The sequence below is a fragment of the Paraglaciecola sp. IT1134 genome (assembly GCF_058068185.1).
The window spans coordinates 2,138,760-2,158,002 of sequence record NZ_CM176486.1 but is presented as its reverse complement, the minus strand read 5'-3'; the positions used below and the strand labels follow the sequence as shown (position 1 = coordinate 2,158,002).

Annotated in this window: 15 protein-coding genes; 5 read left to right on the top strand and 10 right to left on the bottom strand. The window is 47.1% G+C overall.

Annotation, left to right across the window (positions count from 1 at the left end; translation table 11 throughout):
- Nucleotides 1–21 precede the first annotated feature (21 nt).
- The 4 genes from AC3RV5_RS09425 to AC3RV5_RS09410 all read right to left on the bottom strand — a co-directional run bounded on the left by AC3RV5_RS09425 (nt 22) and on the right by AC3RV5_RS09410 (nt 4,451).
- Complete coding sequence (locus tag AC3RV5_RS09425) at nt 22–822, bottom strand: outer membrane lipoprotein-sorting protein (RefSeq protein WP_489731665.1); 801 nt, start codon at nt 820–822, stop codon at nt 22–24.
- Nucleotides 791–3,118, bottom strand: coding sequence for an efflux RND transporter permease subunit (locus AC3RV5_RS09420; RefSeq protein ID WP_489731664.1), 2,328 nt, complete (start codon nt 3,116–3,118; stop codon nt 791–793). Before AC3RV5_RS09420 ends, AC3RV5_RS09425 begins: the two co-directional genes overlap by 32 nt.
- Before the next feature lie 278 nt (nt 3,119–3,396).
- Nucleotides 3,397–4,194, bottom strand: a complete 798-nt coding sequence (locus AC3RV5_RS09415) for a glycoside hydrolase family 75 protein (protein WP_489731663.1) — start codon at nt 4,192–4,194, stop codon at nt 3,397–3,399.
- 131 nt (nt 4,195–4,325) lie between these two features.
- Entirely contained in the window at nt 4,326–4,451 is a 126-nt protein-coding gene (locus AC3RV5_RS09410) for a hypothetical protein (RefSeq protein ID WP_489731662.1), read from the bottom strand.
- Between the two features lie 266 nt (nt 4,452–4,717).
- On the opposite strand from AC3RV5_RS09410, the gene AC3RV5_RS09405 reads away from it, so the two are divergent.
- Nucleotides 4,718–5,278, top strand: coding sequence for a hypothetical protein (locus AC3RV5_RS09405; RefSeq protein WP_489731661.1), 561 nt, complete (start codon nt 4,718–4,720; stop codon nt 5,276–5,278).
- 36 nt (nt 5,279–5,314) lie between these two features.
- Here AC3RV5_RS09405 and AC3RV5_RS09400 read toward each other — a convergent pair whose 3' ends face one another.
- From AC3RV5_RS09400 to AC3RV5_RS09385, 4 genes are all read right to left on the bottom strand, one after another.
- A complete protein-coding gene (locus tag AC3RV5_RS09400; RefSeq protein ID WP_489731660.1) occupies nt 5,315–5,674 on the bottom strand; it encodes an MmcQ/YjbR family DNA-binding protein in 360 nt (119 codons plus the stop codon).
- Between the two features lie 174 nt (nt 5,675–5,848).
- Nucleotides 5,849–7,462, bottom strand: a complete 1,614-nt coding sequence (locus tag AC3RV5_RS09395; protein ID WP_489731659.1) for an FMN-binding glutamate synthase family protein — start codon at nt 7,460–7,462, stop codon at nt 5,849–5,851.
- A gap of 335 nt (nt 7,463–7,797) precedes the next feature.
- Nucleotides 7,798–8,355 (bottom strand): phosphoribosyltransferase, encoded by a 558-nt coding sequence (locus tag AC3RV5_RS09390; protein ID WP_489731658.1) that lies wholly within the window; start codon nt 8,353–8,355, stop codon nt 7,798–7,800.
- A 157-nt stretch (nt 8,356–8,512) separates the two neighbouring features.
- On the bottom strand, nt 8,513–9,721 hold the full coding sequence (locus AC3RV5_RS09385; RefSeq protein ID WP_489732129.1) for a lipoprotein-releasing ABC transporter permease subunit: 1,209 nt from the start codon (nt 9,719–9,721) through the stop codon (nt 8,513–8,515).
- A gap of 275 nt (nt 9,722–9,996) precedes the next feature.
- Between AC3RV5_RS09385 and AC3RV5_RS09380 the strand changes: the two genes are divergently transcribed.
- The 4 genes from AC3RV5_RS09380 to AC3RV5_RS09365 are packed head-to-tail and all read left to right on the top strand — an operon-like array spanning nt 9,997 to nt 15,985.
- Nucleotides 9,997–10,596, top strand: coding sequence for a PilZ domain-containing protein (locus AC3RV5_RS09380; RefSeq protein ID WP_489731657.1), 600 nt, complete (start codon nt 9,997–9,999; stop codon nt 10,594–10,596).
- Nucleotides 10,597–10,598: 2 nt separating this feature from the next.
- Nucleotides 10,599–14,081 (top strand): transcription-repair coupling factor, encoded by a 3,483-nt coding sequence (mfd, locus tag AC3RV5_RS09375; protein ID WP_489731656.1) that lies wholly within the window; start codon nt 10,599–10,601, stop codon nt 14,079–14,081.
- Complete coding sequence (locus AC3RV5_RS09370; RefSeq protein WP_489731655.1) at nt 14,081–15,445, top strand: CsiV family protein; 1,365 nt, start codon at nt 14,081–14,083, stop codon at nt 15,443–15,445. Before mfd ends, AC3RV5_RS09370 begins: the two co-directional genes overlap by 1 nt.
- Nucleotides 15,446–15,460: 15 nt before the next feature.
- Entirely contained in the window at nt 15,461–15,985 is a 525-nt protein-coding gene (locus AC3RV5_RS09365; protein WP_489731654.1) for a cob(I)yrinic acid a,c-diamide adenosyltransferase, read from the top strand.
- Nucleotides 15,986–16,045: 60 nt separating this feature from the next.
- Here the strand turns inward: AC3RV5_RS09365 and AC3RV5_RS09360 are convergent, their stop codons facing one another.
- Nucleotides 16,046–18,646, bottom strand: coding sequence for a TonB-dependent receptor plug domain-containing protein (locus AC3RV5_RS09360; RefSeq protein WP_489731653.1), 2,601 nt, complete (start codon nt 18,644–18,646; stop codon nt 16,046–16,048).
- A 100-nt stretch (nt 18,647–18,746) separates the two neighbouring features.
- A complete protein-coding gene (locus AC3RV5_RS09355; protein ID WP_489731652.1) occupies nt 18,747–19,238 on the bottom strand; it encodes a RidA family protein in 492 nt (163 codons plus the stop codon).
- Between the last annotated feature and the right edge of the window lie 5 nt (nt 19,239–19,243).

The window sequence follows — 19,243 nt, the reverse complement described above, 5'->3', positions numbered from 1 at the left end:
CGCTCCTGTCATGGCCAAAGGTTAACGCACCCGTTTCAAGCTATTTTTGTCAAAGTCGCTCTCATCCAGCCCGGTCTGAAACTCAATCTCATGGGTGATAAGTGCCGTACTTTTACCATTTTGCTGATTGCGCATTTCCATGCGCAGCGGACGCCAATATTGATCTAAATATTGATGGTAGTTATCCAGCGTCAATACCTTTAGCAGAGTGTCTTTACGATCATAAAATTCGACTTTGTAGGCCAGATAACGGGATTTGTCTAACCATACGATTTGTTTGGTATAACCGGAATATTTATCCACTGGCACTTGCTCAACAACAAACATCTCTTGGCTTTGATAGGTTTCATCACGCAAATACTTGAAATGATATTTTTCTAGCTCGAACGAACTCATATCCTCAAACGCAAATTCGCTGCCCATAAAAGGCCCGGATTTATTTCTCGAGGAAATGCGTTTAACGCGTTTCAGGGCAGGTAAATACATCCATTGTTCGTCAGCCTCAACGGCATGGGAGAAATTCAGAAACGCAGTCCCTTTGACATCTCGTGGCTGGTCGAAAATAGTCAGGCCTTTGTCCCCATCGTTTTTAACTTCTAACGAGCGAGAACGTATCTTACGCACTGACTCTTGCCCTTGAGCGTTGCGTAAAATCATATCCATCTGGGAGGTGGAATCTTGCCACCCCGTATCTCGGGCTTTGCGTTCTTGGGCAATATTCAAGCCTTTTTCTTCAGCGCTTTGGGCCCACACTTGGCCTGCGCTCAACAGACTTATTACCAACCAGATACTAAGCAGGTTGTGTTTGTTTCCCCGTTTCATCTTTGTTTCCCTCAATTAGGTTTTTATTGTCAAATACGATTAGAAATGCCGGTAAAAATAGAAAATCTACAGCCAGGGCAACCACGATAATAATACCGGTCAATAATCCCATATCGGCATTTAAGGCAAAAGACGACAAACTCAACACACCAAAGCCAATAGCCAGTACCAAGGTAGTGATCCACAGGGCCCGGCCCACACTGGCAAAGGCGTAGCGCACGGCTTGCTCGGCGCTATCGCCCGTCAGACGCGCATAGCGATACTTGCTGAGAAAATGCACCGTATCATCGACTATGATCCCCAGCGCCATGCTCAATACCACCGACAAGCCCATGTTGATTTCACCGGAATATACGCCCCAGATCCCAAAACCTATAGCCGCCGGTAACAAATTGGGGATCAGGCTAATGGCCCCCATCCGCCAGGAGCGCAGGGCAAAGACCAACAACCCCGAGATCAGCACCAAGGCCAGCACCGTGCCGCGCAACATGCTGCTCATATTTTTCTCGCCTATATGGGCGAACATCAAATTCGGGCTACCGGCGGTTACTTTCATCTGGGGTGCGCGCTTGGTCAACCAATGCATAACCAGCTGTTCGAATGCGGTAAATTCCTTGCTGCCCAGGTTTTGTAAAATCACCGTGATCCGAGTGGCGGATTTATCGAAGTTAATCTGATTGCTTAAATCCAGGCCATAGGGCAAAGACATTTCGTATAGAAGCAAATATTGTGCCGCCAAGTCTTGCTGCTCTGGCAAGGCGTAATAGGCGGGGTCGTCTCCATGCATGTTTTTATTCAGCCGCTTAAAGGTGTCGCTGATGCTAGACACATGATCCACTTCCTGCTGTGCTCTAAGCCATTGGGTGAAATCCCCCACCACGTTAATCATCTGCGGATCATTTAAGCCTGACTCTTGCTCGCTAAACAAGGCAAAATCGATGGTCGACATACCGCTCACATTGGCTTGTTGGAAGTTTGTCGATTGTCTGAACGCCGTGGCCTCATCGAAATAATCGGTGGCCACATCATTGATCTCGTTTAAAAACGAGGCGCCAATTGCGGCGATAGCCAAAATCACGGTGAAGGGCAATATGCGCCGGTGATGGGTAATCACCCACTCACCAAAACGCTCCATGCGCCCGCTGGTCGGTTTTGCCGCTTGGCTCACGCGCATGGGTAAAATAGTCAATAAAGCCGGCAATAAAGTCACCGAAAATACGAACGCTAACATCACCCCTATGGCGGTTAAATTACCTAAATCAGCCAACACCGGCACGTTGGAGAAATTTAAGGTTAAAAAGCCAATAGCGGTGGTGACACTGGTGATAAACACGGGCATCAGGTTTAGCTCCATGGCGTACTTCACGGCTTGCTGTTTTGTTTTGCCGGCTCGCAAAGCATATAACATCGAAGATATCACGTGCACACAATCGGCTACGGCTAAGGTCATCACCAGGGTGGGCACATTGACCGTCGCGGTACTTAAAAAGAATCCGAGCCACCCCGCCAACCCCATAGTGCTACTAATAGCGGTTATGATCACGATCACCGTAGCCAACGTGCCGCTAAAGGAGCGCAACAACAGCCAAAGCACCAGTATAATCGCCAGGAACATCAGCGGCACCAGGGTTTTCGCATCATTTTGCGCTTCGCTGGCAAAGGCGTCATTCATAAATACCATACCAGTGTGGTAAAACGCGTGATCCGGGTAAAGCGCTTGGTACTTGGCGCTTAACGCCCTAACGTGGTCGGCAATTTGTTTTACCGCGGCGGTTTTATCTGTATCTGGCATATTCACCGTAATCGCCACTACCGCCACATGACCTTGGCTGGAAACCAGGCGGCCTACCAGGTTGGGCTCGCTTAGGGCTACGGCTTTAGTTTGGGCGATTGTCTGTGGATTTAAATCTTCTGTTTCTAAGACCAAGTCTTCCACGATCAAATCGTCGTCCTCAGCCAGGGTATGTTGATAATTGGTCACAGAATCAACTCGGGTAGACATAGGCGTCTGCCAGGCGTCATCGGTCAGTTGCTTGATCAGGGTCAGGGTTCGCAGATTAAAAATATCCCCTGACTTCGAGGCAATAATGATATTGGCCGTTTCATTTTTGTTGAACATACCCTGCATCTGCTCAAACGCCAGACGCTGGGGATCGTCTTGTTCGAAGAATACTTTGTAGTCACCGCGAAAATACAGATTTTTGCTGCCCACGGTGGCCGCGCCAATAAGGGTTAGCCCAAGCAACAACACTATCCACGGATAGTGCAAAATTGTCTTTAACCACATTTTCTTCATTTCACAGTTCCCATACATAATCGACTACAGTCCCGCTCGAACTAGCATAAATTATAACGTTTCCGGGCAGTTCGCCTGAAATGTTCAGTTTTTTCAACAACAGCAAAGAGACCAATAACTCAAGGCGCCAAGCTAATCTATGCACTGGCTGGTAGTCAATTGGTTCTTTTATTATCCATGGGATCTGAACTTTATATCTGGGCAGCTGCTAAATGCCCTAGTCCAAGTATCAATGTTAAACGGAGTTGGGTCGAATGTACTAAGGTTACTCCTAAACCTCATTCCTTGCAGCTCAGCGCGGCATCAACACCATTCACCTTGGTCAACAGGCTCTTAGCATGCTGTTCTATCTCGCTTGTAGTCAATGGCCATGGCGCATTACGCGACGAATAGGGAAAAACAATATACATGATATCTCCCTCTGGCTTGCCGGCCCCGGTGCGTGGGTTTGGGCTATCGCCTCCAAGGGCTTGTGCTAGGGCTATCGATATTTCTCCCAAGGCGGCCTTATACGGGCCTTTATCGGCGACCACAAAAGCTGATTGTTGGTTATTTGTCAGATTAATCGCCATACCAAGATCCCCCATCAATCCGGTGCCGGACATTTTGTGAAACTGACCGGGGAACACTATATAAGGAATTTGGTTGGCATTAACATATCTGCCTGGATCGGTGGGCTTTTTTTGAGGATCGTAAAGTGTGGTTTGAGTGACAAAAAAGCCCGCATAATCACCTTCTGGTTGCACATAAGCTTGTTTGTTATGTTCGGGATCCGCCACCAGCACACTGGGCCACCAATCTGTTTTGGGATAACCCGCATTGGCGGGGCAATCAAGACCTTTGAAGCCATCGCCACGGGTGCAATGCAAACCAACATCGTCGGGGTGATAAGCATTAGGCGCACCATCTGCATCAATGCCCACATGTTTGGTCACATAGACATACGCCTTACCAGTTGGATGTTTCAATAACAGCGTATCCAAGTAGCTATCCCACTGCTGATAGCCACAAGCGGCAGATGCCTGAGGGTGAATAGCGCCCAACAACAAGATCACTAAACCTATTTTTTTAACCACAATTTCTGCCCCTTACTTGTCTATTTTAAGGCTGGGCACAAGCCTTAGCCTATAATGATAACATGCAAAAAGCATAGGGCAGTTTATGCAACAAGCAAAGTCAGGTCGCTGTTATTCAACTAAGCGCTAAGCTAATTTACTTCGACTCGCATAGGATGCTGGCGAATGCGCTTTCCCACAGCCGCGACTATTGCATTGGCCAGCGCTGCAGATAAGGGCGGAAAGGCCATCTCGCCGGCACCACTTGGCGGGGCCATACTGTCGAACACTTAGGTCTGAATACTTACCTTTATTTTTTAATGGGCTGAATAATTACGATGTCATTAATTATATAAACGTTAGCGCGGCTTTCTCAAACCTGTAATAACCTTTAACAAATGGCGAATTTCGTCACTTTTTGGCTAACTTAATCTTCAAAATTTATTCAAGATCTTCTACAGCCGTTATAGATAGCTTATCGCTTTGATTGGAATATAAATTGCTCTACTCACAGGGGTTAGTAACGAATAAAAAGGATTTATGCATGAACGAACAACAGTTTTCGCAAATTAAATGGTATTTTGTCGGCTTTGTCACCTTAACAATTTGGGCAACGCTTATTTGGCAGTACTTGCACGAAGGTGTACCAAACCACCATTTGTTACAGCGTGCTGATTTACCAGCTATTTCAAATTGGTGGGGTGGAGTATTACTTCCAGTATTATCATGGTTAGCGCTAGCACGTATTCAGAAACGCATACTGAAATCGCCTCCAGAGAATAAGCCATTGCTGTTCAGGCAGGTCTCAATCAGTTTTTATATTTCACTCTTGTATGGTGCAATGCTTTCATTATTTTTCGTTTACGGTTATTCAGAAGTGACTTCGGTGATGTTTCCCGGGATCCTATTTTTTGCGATCTTTTTCAGGGTTTATAGGGAAGAGTTTATACTTGGATTTATTCTTAGCATGAGTTTTACTTTTGGTGCGGTTTTGTCAACAATATTTGGCACTCTGATAGCCTTGTCATCTGCCATTGTTTATTTTTTAGTCCACTTTATTTGGTTAGGTGTAAAAAAGATAACATCGAGCAGACAGTCAAATTAACAAAAAGCATGGTCAGTGACTCAGCAAATCTTTAGCTCACAAATGCACCAATATTGATTGCTGATCTTTCTTGGTCATTTTGCTCACTACCAGCAGAAACGAATTATCGATGATCCTTTTTATTTCATCTTCTGGCACAGTGCCATCGAAATATACCGATATCCAATGCTTCTTATCCATATGATAGCCTTGGGTAATAGCCGGGAAAATATCCCGTAAAGCGACGGCTTCATCGGGGTCGCATTTAAGGTTTATCATCATCAAATCATTGCGCCAGCTAACTAAAGCAAACATTTTGTGATTGACTTTGAATACCTGGACATCCTTGCCGAAGGGAAAGCTTCGGATGGTCTGTGGTTTGTCGAGTAAATATGTTTGAAGCGCTTCAAGTTGCATAGTGTATTACTTTAATTAAATTAAGCTGCGGGAAAATAATAACCCTTATATTCTAGAGCCATTATTCTTTTTTTGCTTGGGAGCTTTGGTGCTTTGCCGAATTATGCGCTATTGGCCTAATGTCTAAAACATAGACTTACTCACACCCGCTAGCGCATCGCCATTAGCATAGGATCAGGTATCATCATTAGGGTCTCGATTTTCTTTAAAACTATGGGCATTGGCCATACGCCACCACTGACGATAGCGTTTGTTGTCCATGTTATCGCCAAGTTCGTTTTCTTTTAAAAATGGAAAAACATCCCTGATGGTACTTATTTCGACTGAATTCAAACGCTGGTAAAAATGGCTGGGTCGCAGCTCGCTGGTATGGGTAAAACCGCTGGCGGATAAAATTTCTTTTAGGGTATGAATAGTGCGATTATGAAACTTCTCCGCGCGTTCGGCTTTGTCTGGCACGATCAAGCCCCGTTGGCGGCCTTCATCTTGTGTGGCCACCCCGGTGGGACATTCGCCCGTGTGGCATTTCATGGATTGCACACAACCTACGGTGAACATAAAGGCGCGCGCGGCATTGCACCAATCGGCACCTAAGGCACAGTTGGATACGATAGAAAAAGCGCTGTGGACCTTGCCACTTGCTCCGAGGCGAATGTGTTTTTTCAAACCGGCGCCTACCAGGGCATTTCGTACCACAATCAATCCCTCCCGCAGCGGCATGCCTAGATGATTACTAAATTCTTGTGGCGCGGCACCTGTTCCTCCCTCCGCACCATCGACCACGATAAAATCGAGCAAAATATCAGTTTCTTGCATCGCTTTAACCAAGGCAAATACTTCATGGGGCTGTCCGACACAAAGTTTTACCCCAACCGGTTTGCCGTCACTGAGTTCACGTAGTTGCGCTGCCCATTGCAGCAATTCCACCGGCGTGGAAAAGGTTGAATGCGCCGATGGGGATATTACATCTTTACCAACTTCAACACCCCGCACCCGGGCAATGGTGTCGGTCACTTTCTTGCCGGGCAACACCCCGCCATGACCAGGTTTAGCACCTTGGGAGAGCTTGATTTCGATCATTTTAACCTGCTCCAGGCGGGCCTTCTGTTTGAACTGTTCAGCATCAAACTTACCTTCCTCAGTACGACAACCAAAATAGCCCGTCCCCAACTCCCAGACGAGATCTCCTCCGTGTTTTTCGTGATGTAGGCTTATCCCGCCCTCGCCTGTATCGTGATAGAAATTGCCTTGTTTAGCACCCAAATTAAGCGCTTCGATGGCCCGCGCGCCTAATGAGCCAAAACTCATGGCAGAGATATTTAACACCGAGGCCGAATAGGGCCGTCGGCATTGGGGGCCGCCTATGTCAATGCGTAAATCCCCTTGAGGTATAGCGCAAGGCATCATGGTTTGCGCTATCCATTCATATTCACTGCTGTACACATCAAGCTCGGTGCCAAAGGGGTGGTAATCCTCATCGCCTTTAGCCCGAGCATACACCAGCGCCCGTTCATCCCGGCTGTAGGGTCTGCCATCCAGGTCGCTTTCTACTATATATTGGCGCAGATAGGGGCGCATATATTCCATAAGCCAGCGAAAGCGGGCCATCACCGGATAGTTACGCCACAAGGTGTGTTTCTTTTGAAAAAAATCGTAAATGCCAATAACGCTAAGCAGCATAAAAACACCGCCAAACCAATAAAACTCTGAGGATATAGAAGCGCCTGCCAACACAAACATAGCGGTTAGTGCGATACAACATAGCCAAACAGCGTACCTTTGCAGCATGGGGAGTGATTCCTTATGGTGAATGCATTCAATGTGGTTGGGGTTGATAATTTAGCTGGGTTTGACGACTCGGCAATAACCGCAGTGCATTTAACATTTCTTCCACCCTTAACCTAGTCATTATTAGGAAGGCGATACTCGATGTAAACGTAATTCGTGGCAATGCTTGGCGAGGGTAGTAATATCAGGCCTTTTTGCTACTTGGCCATCGATTGACTCCTCATTGCCGTTGAGGGGCTGCATATAAGCCATATCATTTTTACGTTATAGCTACAAACAACAAGGGAGCGATAACGCTCCCTTGTATCTAATGTATGTAACCAGTCTCTATGTTGCTAGAGCAAAATATGGCGAACATTTGCCAAATCAGTTTTGCCATTGATGATTTCGTCCGGGGTCAAACCGGAAATTTCATGGGGAAAGACCAACCATTCTTCACTTTCATGCACATAATAATCCGGCACTATATCGGTTTTATTATTTTGCGGTTTGAAATAAGGGCAGGCAATTCGGATGTTTTTCGGCATATTGGCCCGTGACAATTTTTTGATTTGTTTGATCAAAGCTTCCACACTGCGCCCTGAATCAAAAACGTCATCCACAATCAAAAGATCATCTTCGGCGTTGGCATTTTCAATCAGATAGTGCAAACCGTGCACCTTGATGGTTTTCGATTGTTGGTCGATGCCGTAATAGGACGAAGTACGCACGGCTATATGATCTGTCTCGACCTTTTTAAAATCAAAATATTCCTGTACGGCAATCCCTATGGGGGCACCACCACGCCAGATACCTATAATGAACTGCGGTCTGAAACCATCTTCATATACTTTTGAGGCCAAGCGAAATGAATCTTCCAGCAGTTGCTGAGCGGTGATAAATGTTTTTTCCATCAAAAACCCTTTAAAACTAATGCGCTAATCCAGGTCAGACTTGGTTAGCCAATCAAAATCATCCGGCATTATATACCGAAAAACCCGAGAAAAGGTTGAAAATATTGTATTTCACTCCTCCGGATGCCCCCTGAACAAACCCTACAACTATATGGTTTTACTCATATTTCAAGGCGCTGGCCGGATCGACTTTAACGGCGCGATAAGCGGGGTACAAGCTAGCCACAAAACATAACAACAAAGAAAATACCACTAGCCACGCCACCTGCTGCCACTCTAATACCACGGGTAAGCCTTCCCCCGTGGCGGCCATTAAAGGCACATTAAATAGCACCAACAAATTGTTTAACTGGCTAACGAGCAGCACCCCACCTACTACACCAAATAAGGTGCCTTTCAAACCGTTATACAAACCATTGTACAAAAAGATACGCAGCACGCCTGCACGGTCCATTCCCTGGGTGAGCAAAATGGCGATATCACCTTTTTTCTCGGTTACCACCATAACCAGCGCTGAGACTATATTAAATGCCGCCACCGCGATGATCAGTAATAACATCAAGGCCATCATGTTTTTTTCCATTTTCACAGCGTCAAATAGAGGCCCTTGCCGGGTACGCCAGTCGTCGCTGGCCAACTTTAATGGAACCAGGAGTTGTATCACTTGCCGATATTCAAAGGCATCACGTAAAAACAAGCGAGTTTGGGCTATTTGACTGGTGCGGCTACGCAGCAACTTAGCGTTGTCATCTATATTTAACAGCACCACCTTGGCATCCAGCTCTGAGCCCACATCGTACACCCCCACTACAGTAAACAGGCGCTGGCTGGGGATCTGTCCAAAAGGCCCAAAAACACTTGCCCCAGCGGCGATTAAACGGGTTCGATCCCCCATTGATAAACCGAGTTTGGTCGCCAGAGCCCGGCCTATTACCACGCCGTATTCACCGGTTCGAAGCGCGCCTAACTCACCAGCTAACATTTTGTCAGCGATAATTGAATGCTGTTGCATAATGCCGGGGTCCACCCCTTGCATCATGATGCCTTCTAGCCCCTTTGGTGACTGGATCACCCCTTCGGATTCAATGTACTGGCTGCTGCCAATCACCCCAGGCAAAGTATTCAGTGATTGTTTAACGTGATCTTCGCTGTCCCGAGTGTCAACCACCACCTGGGGAGTGATCCCCAATACTCGATCTTTAAGCTCACTTTCGAAACCGTTCATCACAGACAACACAGTGATCAATGAACACAACCCCAAGGCGATGCCGATAGCCGAGAAGGCATTGATAAAGGCAATGAAATGGTTACCCTTACTGGATTTTGCGTATCGTAAACCAATAAAGGCGGAAACAGGGTGAAACATGCTCAAAGTCGTCTCTTTGTCAGGGGTTGAAGGCAAATCCGCAGTAGAACTTGATAATCACTAGGTTTACCCTTGTCCGTTACTCTCAAATGTTCGTATCCATGCAATCGTAACAAGTCTTAGAACACCGACTACCACGTGGTTTACGAACAATTGCAACGAAGTTGCTTATAAGCATTGGTATAAGTAAAACAGTTGTTGAATAATACGCCTTGGCCAAGTTGCAAACAAGCGAGCAATGTCACTCAGGGTGAATACGCCCAAGCGGAGAAAATATGGATAGGTTAAGCCTGGAACAAAAACAACAGCAATTTACCGAATTTTTCACCATTGAACATCCCGTGCGGGTCAACATGGCATGTGTAGCAGCAGATTTCCAGTTACCCGATATTGAAGACCTAGGGGAACATATGCCTTATGCCTTTAAGGTCGCCAGCGAAGTGTCGACAATTGATGCCAAGGCATTGCGCCCACTGCGCAATATGGGCGAACATGCCGTTGAATTAGCAGATTTTCTGAATGCCCAATCTCGTAAGATAGACCTGTTGATGTCACTGGTATTGCAACAACAAGACGATCCCAGTCAGGTCTTTATGTCATACAAGTTTGGCGGTGGCGGCATTATCTTGGTCTGCTACAGCCCAGTAGAATTGGGGCAAACAGTCGAATTAAAAATCTTTCTTAAAGAAGAAGCCTCGGCGATTTTCTGTTTTGGCGAAGTTATCGCTTGCCAGCGCGTGGCAGACTCGTACCATATATCCCTTATTTTCACCCGGATCCGCGAAGAGGATCAGGATCTTCTAGTGCGTGCCAGCTTACATTTGCAAACTCTGCAATTAAGAAAACGCGCCAAGCAACTAAAGAACGAAAAATAGTAATGACAGTCAGCATTTATACCCCGACCTTAGCCTCAGGCAAAGGCGATTCTATCCATTGGGGAAATTTACAAGGTAGCAGTATGGCGTTGTCTATCGCTAACGCCGCCAAAGTTGCCAAGGGACCCGTCCTGTTAGTCACAGCAGATACCCCAAGTGCGATTAAACTTGAAAAAGAACTGGCCTACTTTTTATTGGGCAAAGGCATAGAAGCGCAATTGTTTCCAGATTGGGAAACCCTGCCCTATGACAACTTTTCACCCCATCAAGACATCGTATCCCAACGCCTTGAAACCCTCTATCGCCTGACCCAGGCCCAAAACAGCGTATTTATCGTGCCGGTCAATACCCTGATGTTGCGCATGGCGCCAGTGGATTACCTGAGCAAATACCTGCTGATCCTCAAGGTCAAACAAACTCTGGATATTGACAAGTTTCGCTCAGGTTTAGAGCGCGCTGGATATCAGCACGTCAATCAGGTTATGGGGCACAGCGAGTTTTCCATACGTGGCAGCATTATCGATTTGTATCCAATGGGCAGCCAACACCCTTATCGCATCGATTTATTCGATGATGAGGTAGACAGCATCCGCCTGTTCGATCCTGATACCCAACGCTCGGGAGAGAAGATCGAGGAAATCAAGTTGCTACCTGCCCGGGAATTCCCCACCGACAAAGAAGCTCTACAGTTGTTCCGCCAGCAATACCTGGAAAAATTCGAGACCAACAACGCCAAAGAGTCCCTGTATTACCAGGTTGGAAAAGGCTTGATGCCCGGGGGGATCGAGTATTACTTGCCGCTGTTTTTTAAACAAAGTGCCACCCTTTTTGATTATTTGCACCCGGACACCACGCTCATGCTGCACGGCGATTTAGCCTCGGCCTGCGAGTTTTATTGGACAGACGTGAATGAGCGTTATGAGCAGCTGCGCTATAACCTGAGTCGACCGCTGATGGCCCCCAGCGATCTGTTTATGCGCCATGAAGAACTGTTTGCAGCCATTAAACAATGGCCGCGGATCACCGTCAACCATGAACCAAAAGAACTCAAAGCAGGGGTGATCAATTATGCTACCAGCGCCATCGGTGACATCGCGATTAAATCGCAAAATAAGGTGCCCTGGACCAGTCTCAAACAACAGGTAAAAAACTGGTTACAGCGTGGCAGCAAAGTGCTGTTTAGCGCCGAATCTCAAGGCCGCCGAGAAAGCTTGCTTGAACTGTTGGCCAAGGCGGATATCAAACCCAAAATGGTCGATAATATCGATATCTTTGTGGGCAGCAAAGAACAGCTGGGTATCACCATAGGCATGGCTGAACACAGCTTTGTGCTCAGTGAACTAAAGGGTGAGCTGGCCTTTATCACCGAAACCGAATTGTTGGGGCATAAGATAAGCCAGCGTCGTTTGCGCGACAAGCGCCAGGCTACGGACGAAAGCGCCGTTATCCGCAACCTGGCAGAGCTGGCCATTGGTCAGCCAGTGGTGCATTTGGACCACGGCGTGGGCAGGTACCTGGGTTTGCAAACTCTGGATGCCGGCGGTATTACCACGGAGTATTTATGTATTGAATACGCCAAAGCAGCCAAACTCTATGTGCCGGTGGCTTCTTTACACCTGATCAGCCGCTACAGTGGTGGCGATACCGAACACGCCCCTTTGCACCACCTGGGCACAGAAACCTGGGGTAAAGCCAAACGTAAAGCCGCCGAGCGGGTGCGCGACGTGGCGGCCCAACTGTTGGATGTATATGCCAGGCGCGCCGTAAAACCCGGTTTTTCCTACAAACTGGACTGGGACGAGTACCAGGCCTTCAGTGACAGCTTTCCTTTTGAAGAAACCCTGGATCAGCAACAGGCCATTAATGCCGTAATTCAGGATATGGGCAGCCCCAACGCTATGGATCGCCTGGTATGTGGTGACGTGGGTTTTGGTAAAACCGAAGTGGCCATGCGTGCCGCCTTTGTGGCTGCGAACCAGGGTAAACAAGTTGCCATTTTGGTACCCACAACGCTGCTTGCTCAGCAGCATTACGAAAACTTTAAAGACAGATTTGCCGACTGGCCCTTCAAGATTGAGGTGATGTCACGTTTTGTCAGTACCAAGGATCAAAAACAGGTATTGAGCGGCATAGACGACGGCAAGGTTGATATAGTGGTCGGAACCCACAAGTTACTGCAAAATGATATCAAATTTGACGATCTGGGTCTGGTTATCATCGATGAAGAACATCGCTTCGGGGTGCGTCAAAAAGAGAAATTCAAGGCCTTGCGCTCGGATGTCGACATTCTCACGCTAACCGCAACACCTATTCCCCGTACCCTGAATATGGCGCTGTCGGGTATGCGTGATCTGTCGATTATCGCCACCCCGCCGGCTAAACGTCTGGCCATCAAAACTTTTGTACACCAAAGCTCCAAGGAACTCATTCGCGAGGCTATATTGCGGGAGATCTTACGTGGTGGGCAGGTTTATTTTTTACACAACGAAGTGGACACTATCGAACGTACCGCCCAGGAAATAGCCGAGATATTACCCGAAGCTCGCATCGCCATCGGCCATGGTCAGATGCGCGAGCGTGAGCTGGAAAAGGTCATGTCCGATTTCTACCATCAGCGATATAATGTGCTGGTGTGCACTACTATTATTGAAACTGGCATAGATGTGCCCTCGGCCAATACCATTATCATGGACAGAGCTGATCATCTGGGCCTGGCCCAGTTACACCAGTTACGGGGCCGAGTCGGCCGCTCCCATCACCAGGCCTATGCGTACTTGCTCACACCCCACCCAAAACGTATGAGCAAAGATGCAGTGAAACGCCTGGATGCCATAGCATCAATGGAAGATCTCGGTGCCGGTTTTGCCCTGGCCACCCACGATCTGGAAATACGCGGAGCAGGAGAATTGTTGGGAGATGATCAAACCGGGCAAATATCCAGCATAGGTTTTAATTTGTATATGGAGATGCTGGAGCAGGCGGTTCAAGCCTTAAAAGAAGGCAAAGAACCCTCTTTGGATGCCGTACTGGCGACCCAAACAGATATCGAACTGCGGCTACCCGCTTTATTTCCAGAAGACTACATTGCAGATGTAAATACCCGTTTGTCTTTATATAAAAAACTGGCAAGTTGTAAAACCCAGCGACAAATCAATGAATTGCAAATTGAGCTGATCGATCGTTTTGGTCTCTTGCCCGACGCGGCGAAAAACCTGATCGCTATCGCCATGCTCAAGCTCCAGGCGAAAGTGGTGGGTATCAGTAAAATCGAAGCTTCTAATCAGGGTGGAGTTATCGAGTTTGCCGCTACCACCAATATAGACCCGAGTTTTATTATTCGCTTGATCCAGTCTGAGCCGAAAATCTACCGACTAGATGGCCCGCAGAAATTGAAATTTAATGTGCCAACCGAATCCGCCAAGGATAGACTGCAACTCGTCACCGATATGTTAGATCAATTCAGCCAGAAAATAAGGGCCGCTTAATGTCTCCGAACCCCACCCATTCTTACCCGACAAGCTTTACACTGGCCCGCTTGAAACAATGTGTTTTTACGGCGCTAGTGGCATTTTGTGTTTCTGGCCAAGTCTATGCTCAAGACAATGACTGGTGGTTTGACATCGAAGTGGTGATATTTAAACGTAATATAGATGTGCACACTATTGCTGAGCAATTCGACCATACCGCGCCTAAATTTGCCGCTAATAATGCCCTGGATCTGTTAAGTGATTATGTGCAGCCCAACCTGGATTATCTCAATGCGGGTTTGACTGTCTGTGTTACACCTGAGGACCATAGCCAATCCAGTAAGCTTAGTAATGAACTGCTGCTGGAAAATTCAGTGTTTCAAAAAAGTAAGCAACTGGCGCCGGACGCGACGTTTACAAAGAGCCCGGCATCGGGTCTGTCACGGCCTGGGACCTACAGCGCAGCCGACGAAGAAGAAGATGCAAGAAACGAATTGCCGCCCTCAAGCCTGGCACCTTTTAGCGTGCGCAGAGTTGACTGGCAGTTGCCCATCCACCTGCCCTGCATATTTGCCCAGGAAAGAGTGCTTCTTCGGGGTCCTTACGACACCCCCGTAGCCAGCCCCATGCCAAAACGAGTACCAGTTGAAATAGATGGTGTATTATGGCCAGAGCGTTTGAGCCCCTATTTGTTACCCAAGGATAACGCCAAACTGGACGCGCTTTTAGCGCGCATAGCCGGGCAAAGGGATCTTAGTCCAATTCTACACCTGACCTGGCGTCAACCTGTAGTGTTTGGACGCAGTAAAGCCGTACCTATGAAGTTAATTGCCGGGCCAAATTATGCATCTGAATTTGCCCAAAGCGGTTGGCGTAAGTCTCCTAAACCAAGCAACAATAGTGGTTTGCTGTCATTAACCTCGGGGCAAGAGCCACATAGCGCAAGCGCTGTGGCACCAAAGGATCTATTCAAAGAAATTGAGTTAGCCCTTCAAGATACAACCCCCCTCAAGCTGGATGCGTTGAATATACCTATGACGCAGCTTGCAGATGAGAAAGGGGCAAGTTCCCCGCAGGCTTTCGCTCCTGTGGTAGAGAAACCCCTGTGGCAACTCGAAGGAGACATGAAGATTTACCTGCAAAACGTCGGACGCACCCCCTATTTGCATATCGACAGTGATCTGGACTTTCGTATCCCCATCAGACTTAAGCAGCAAACATCTACCAGCGAGACCCAAAGCGATTTTTTGCAAAGTTATAACTTCAACCAGTTACGCCGGGTGATCAGCAAACAATTGCATTATTTCGATCATCCGTTATTTGGCATGGTGGTGCAAATTAACCGTTATGAACCACCCAAAACCATTACAAACAGTAACTAGGGGGTACCGATAATCATGAAGATTTACACCAAAACCGGCGATAAAGGCCAAACCCAGATTTACACCGACAAAGCCGTGCGTATGCCTAAAGATGCGCCGGTTGTTGAATGTTACGGTACCCTTGATGAGGTAAATGCGCACCTGGGGTTACTCGCCAGTTTGTTAAACCCAAAGGAGCAATCACAATTAACATTGCTGGCCACAATCCAGCAACGTTTGTTCCAGATAGGTTTTGCCATTTCCGCCACTACCACACTGGCTGACGCTGATGTTCACACCCTGGAACAGGCAATTGATGCCATAGTGCAGCAAATCCCAGCCCAGACCAGTTTTATTTTACCTGGTGGTTGCCAAGCGGCCGCCCAGGCTCATGTGGCCCGCACAGTAACCAGGCGCGCCGAGCGTACAATGGTCGCCTTACTTAATGACTACCCTGTACCTGAGTTGTGTTTACAGTACTTAAACCGCTTGTCAGACTATTTGTTTGTCTTCGCGCGCTGGTTAAATTACCAGCAAGGTGTAACAGAAAGCAAAGTCTAAAATACCTGCTCATAAAAAAAGCGGCATAAGCCGCTTTGTTCATTTTAAGTCTCCCTTGGGCTAGAAAACCGTGTTCACCCGCACGTAATAATACCCCCCTTGCCAGTCAACAGTGTTGCCAGACCAGTACACCACACCACAACAATCGTCCCTTTGACCATCCACCCCATCTTTATCAGGATACTGGTCGAAGATATTACGTGCCCCGGCGGCAATACTTAATTGATCAGTGACTTGATAGTTAGCTTCCAAATCGAAAGAAACACTGGAACCATATTCTTGTTTGAAGGTGGCATCTGAATCAATAGCATTGGTATAAGAACCATAAACATTGGCACGTACTAATATGGATAACAAATCAAAGTTATGTTTGGCTGTCACGACACCACGCCACTTAGGAATGGCATTTTCTACGTCATATTGGTCTTCAGCATTCAAATACTCAGATGCATCTGAGTCAATATCAGTTTTGTTATAGTTAACCGAAGTCGTCAATACGGTATCTCCCATGGTATAGGTCATAACAAAGTCCATACCATTGGTAACCGTATCAAAGGCATTTTGGAAGTAGTTAACCCCCCCTATTGAATTTGCACCCGCTACCCCTGCTACATCAAGTTTGAGGTAGTTGGCATAGGCCTCACCACTTTCAGGATCCGTTGATACATCCAAGGTAGACACCGCATAAAAACGGTCTTCGAGCTCTATACGGTAAAAATCCAGGGTGATATTAAGGTCATCCAAGTTACCTGCTACACCTAAACTATAGTTAAGTGACGTTTCAGGTTTTAAGGGGGCAGCGCCTAATGCTTCACCAACCGGACTCAATGCGGGAAACAAACCCGTAGCAACAGGCAAACCATCGGGTAAACGCGTGGATACGTTAGTAGTACCTTGCTGACCAGGAGTAGGTGCACGAAATCCCGTACCCACCGAACCGCGCATATTGAAGTCATCGCTCAATGTATATTTAAAGGCCACTTTACCCACCAGCTCTGAACCGAAGTCTGAATAGTCCTCATAACGCATGGCTGCTTGTAAGTACAATGTCTCACTGATATCAGAGCTCAGATCAAGATACACACCGGCCATATCCCGCTCATATTTGCCTGAGTATTGTGGTGAATACCCAGGAAAACCATTTGAACCCACACCCACGACCTGGTAAACCGGATCACTGTCGTTAGCGCAGTCTAGGGTCGAACCACCAGCGATAACGCCAAGGCCAGTCGCTGTAGCAAGACCTGCGTCACAAAACTCCCAGGGATCAGGCAAAGCATAGGCACCCGCCGAATAGGACGCTTCGTCGCCGCCTTTTAACTCATAGCTTTCTTCCATATAGGTTAAACCAAAAGCTATCAGCACGTCTGAGTAAAAACCCACTTCAAGATATTTGGTGAAATCTGCGGAAAATTGCAATTCTTCGTTGATCAAATTACCAGGCTTGAAGGACGTGGGAGAATCAGGGCCCATAGATGGGTTGATGGTATTTTTAAGGGTATACTCAATTTTATTTGAACCAAAACGCCCACTGAAGTCATAAGTCATGTCATTAGCAAATTCACCTTCCAGCCCACTTACCAGTGAATAGTCACTAATCTCACCAAAAAATCGGGGCGTAAAACCACCCGGGAATTTTTCCAGTGGATTGTAGATAGATCCGTCCTGTTCACGTAAATCCATAATGGTACCGTTACCAGGGTACCGATAATAAAAAGAGCCATCCCCTTCACTTTCAGCGTAATTACCAAAAGCATACAATTTCATTTTATGGTTAATTTCGTAGCCCGCATTGACAAACAAACGGGTACCCGAATTGTTAGGTTGCCCCCAAGGTTGCACAACATCTTCTCCCCCTTGATTGGCGTTTTCAAGACCGGCGACAAAATCCGGATCACTTAAATATGGGTTGGCCGGGTCGGTTAAACACCACCAACTTTCACAATACTGTTCTGAACGGGAGGTGGAATTGGAATCAGCGTATTCAGCTGAGACACTTACAAAACCATCATCGCCCAGGGCAAAACCCATGTTACCTGACATAGTCAGCTGTTCACCATCACCTTCGTAATATTGGCCGCCCTCTAACGAAAAAGAACCGCCTTCATCATTGTCTTTTAAAACAAAATTAATCACCCCGGCAATGGCATCTGAGCCATACTGGGCTGCGGCGCCATCACGCAGTACTTCAACCCCTTTTAAAGCTGACGATGGGATAGTAGCGATATCTGGCCCCTGAGTACCAGAGCCGCCAATTTCCACCAAGGCAGAACGATGTCGACGTTTAGAATTGACTAACACCAGGGTTTTGTCCGTTGGCATACCGCGCAGGGTCGCCGGGCGAATAAATGAGGCTCCATCAGAAATAGGTTGGCGTTGTACCGAATATGATGGCACCAAGGTTTTTAAAATGTCGTTGGTATCTGTAAAAGGTGCGCCTGCCAGGTCGTCTTCACTTAATACATCTACTGGTACCGGCGAATCAGCCAAAGAGCGTGGAGCGCCCCGGGACCCTGTAACCACCACTTTTTCATAGGCACCCACGCCGACTTCGGGAGCGGGTGTTTCTTGTGCATTTGCGGATGTTAAAACAACTGTGTTAATTGCCCAGGTCACCAGACCGGTTTTAATCGCTTGGTTAAGTTTATTTTGCTTAAGCATTGTGTGTTCACCTTTTCTTATTTTAATTTACATGGGCTAATTAACTAGACAAAATTCCCTTATTACACCGCCTGCTGCTCCATATCAGAACTCGTTTTCACTATGGTTTTGCAATCACCATTTCAATTTCGATTAACATATTCGGGCCACCGGCCAGACCTGCAATTTGAAAGGCTGAGCGCGCCGGTTTATTGGGCTGCTCTTGGGTACCAAAATATTGGGTATAGGCTTTCATAAAGCCGGCAAAATCCATTTTTCCATCCATTGATGGATCACCTACCATAAAGACCTGCATTTTTATTACGTCAGCAAACCCTACGCCCAACTCTTTAAACGAGTCTTCAAAACGTTTAAAAATGCTTAACGCTTGAGTTTCGGTATCACCATAATATTCCCGACTTCCCCGTTCAGCCTCAGCATTTACCGGACCGGGGGTCATGCCACTGTGAAATATCAAGGTAGTATCAGGGGTCACTTCAACCGCCCGTGAAATGGGAAACGGGTTATTGTTTGCCAAAGCATGACGGGTAACATCAGCAAAACTGTTGACACTGAATAACGCCGCTGCGGCAACTAAAATATGTTTTTTCATATGTG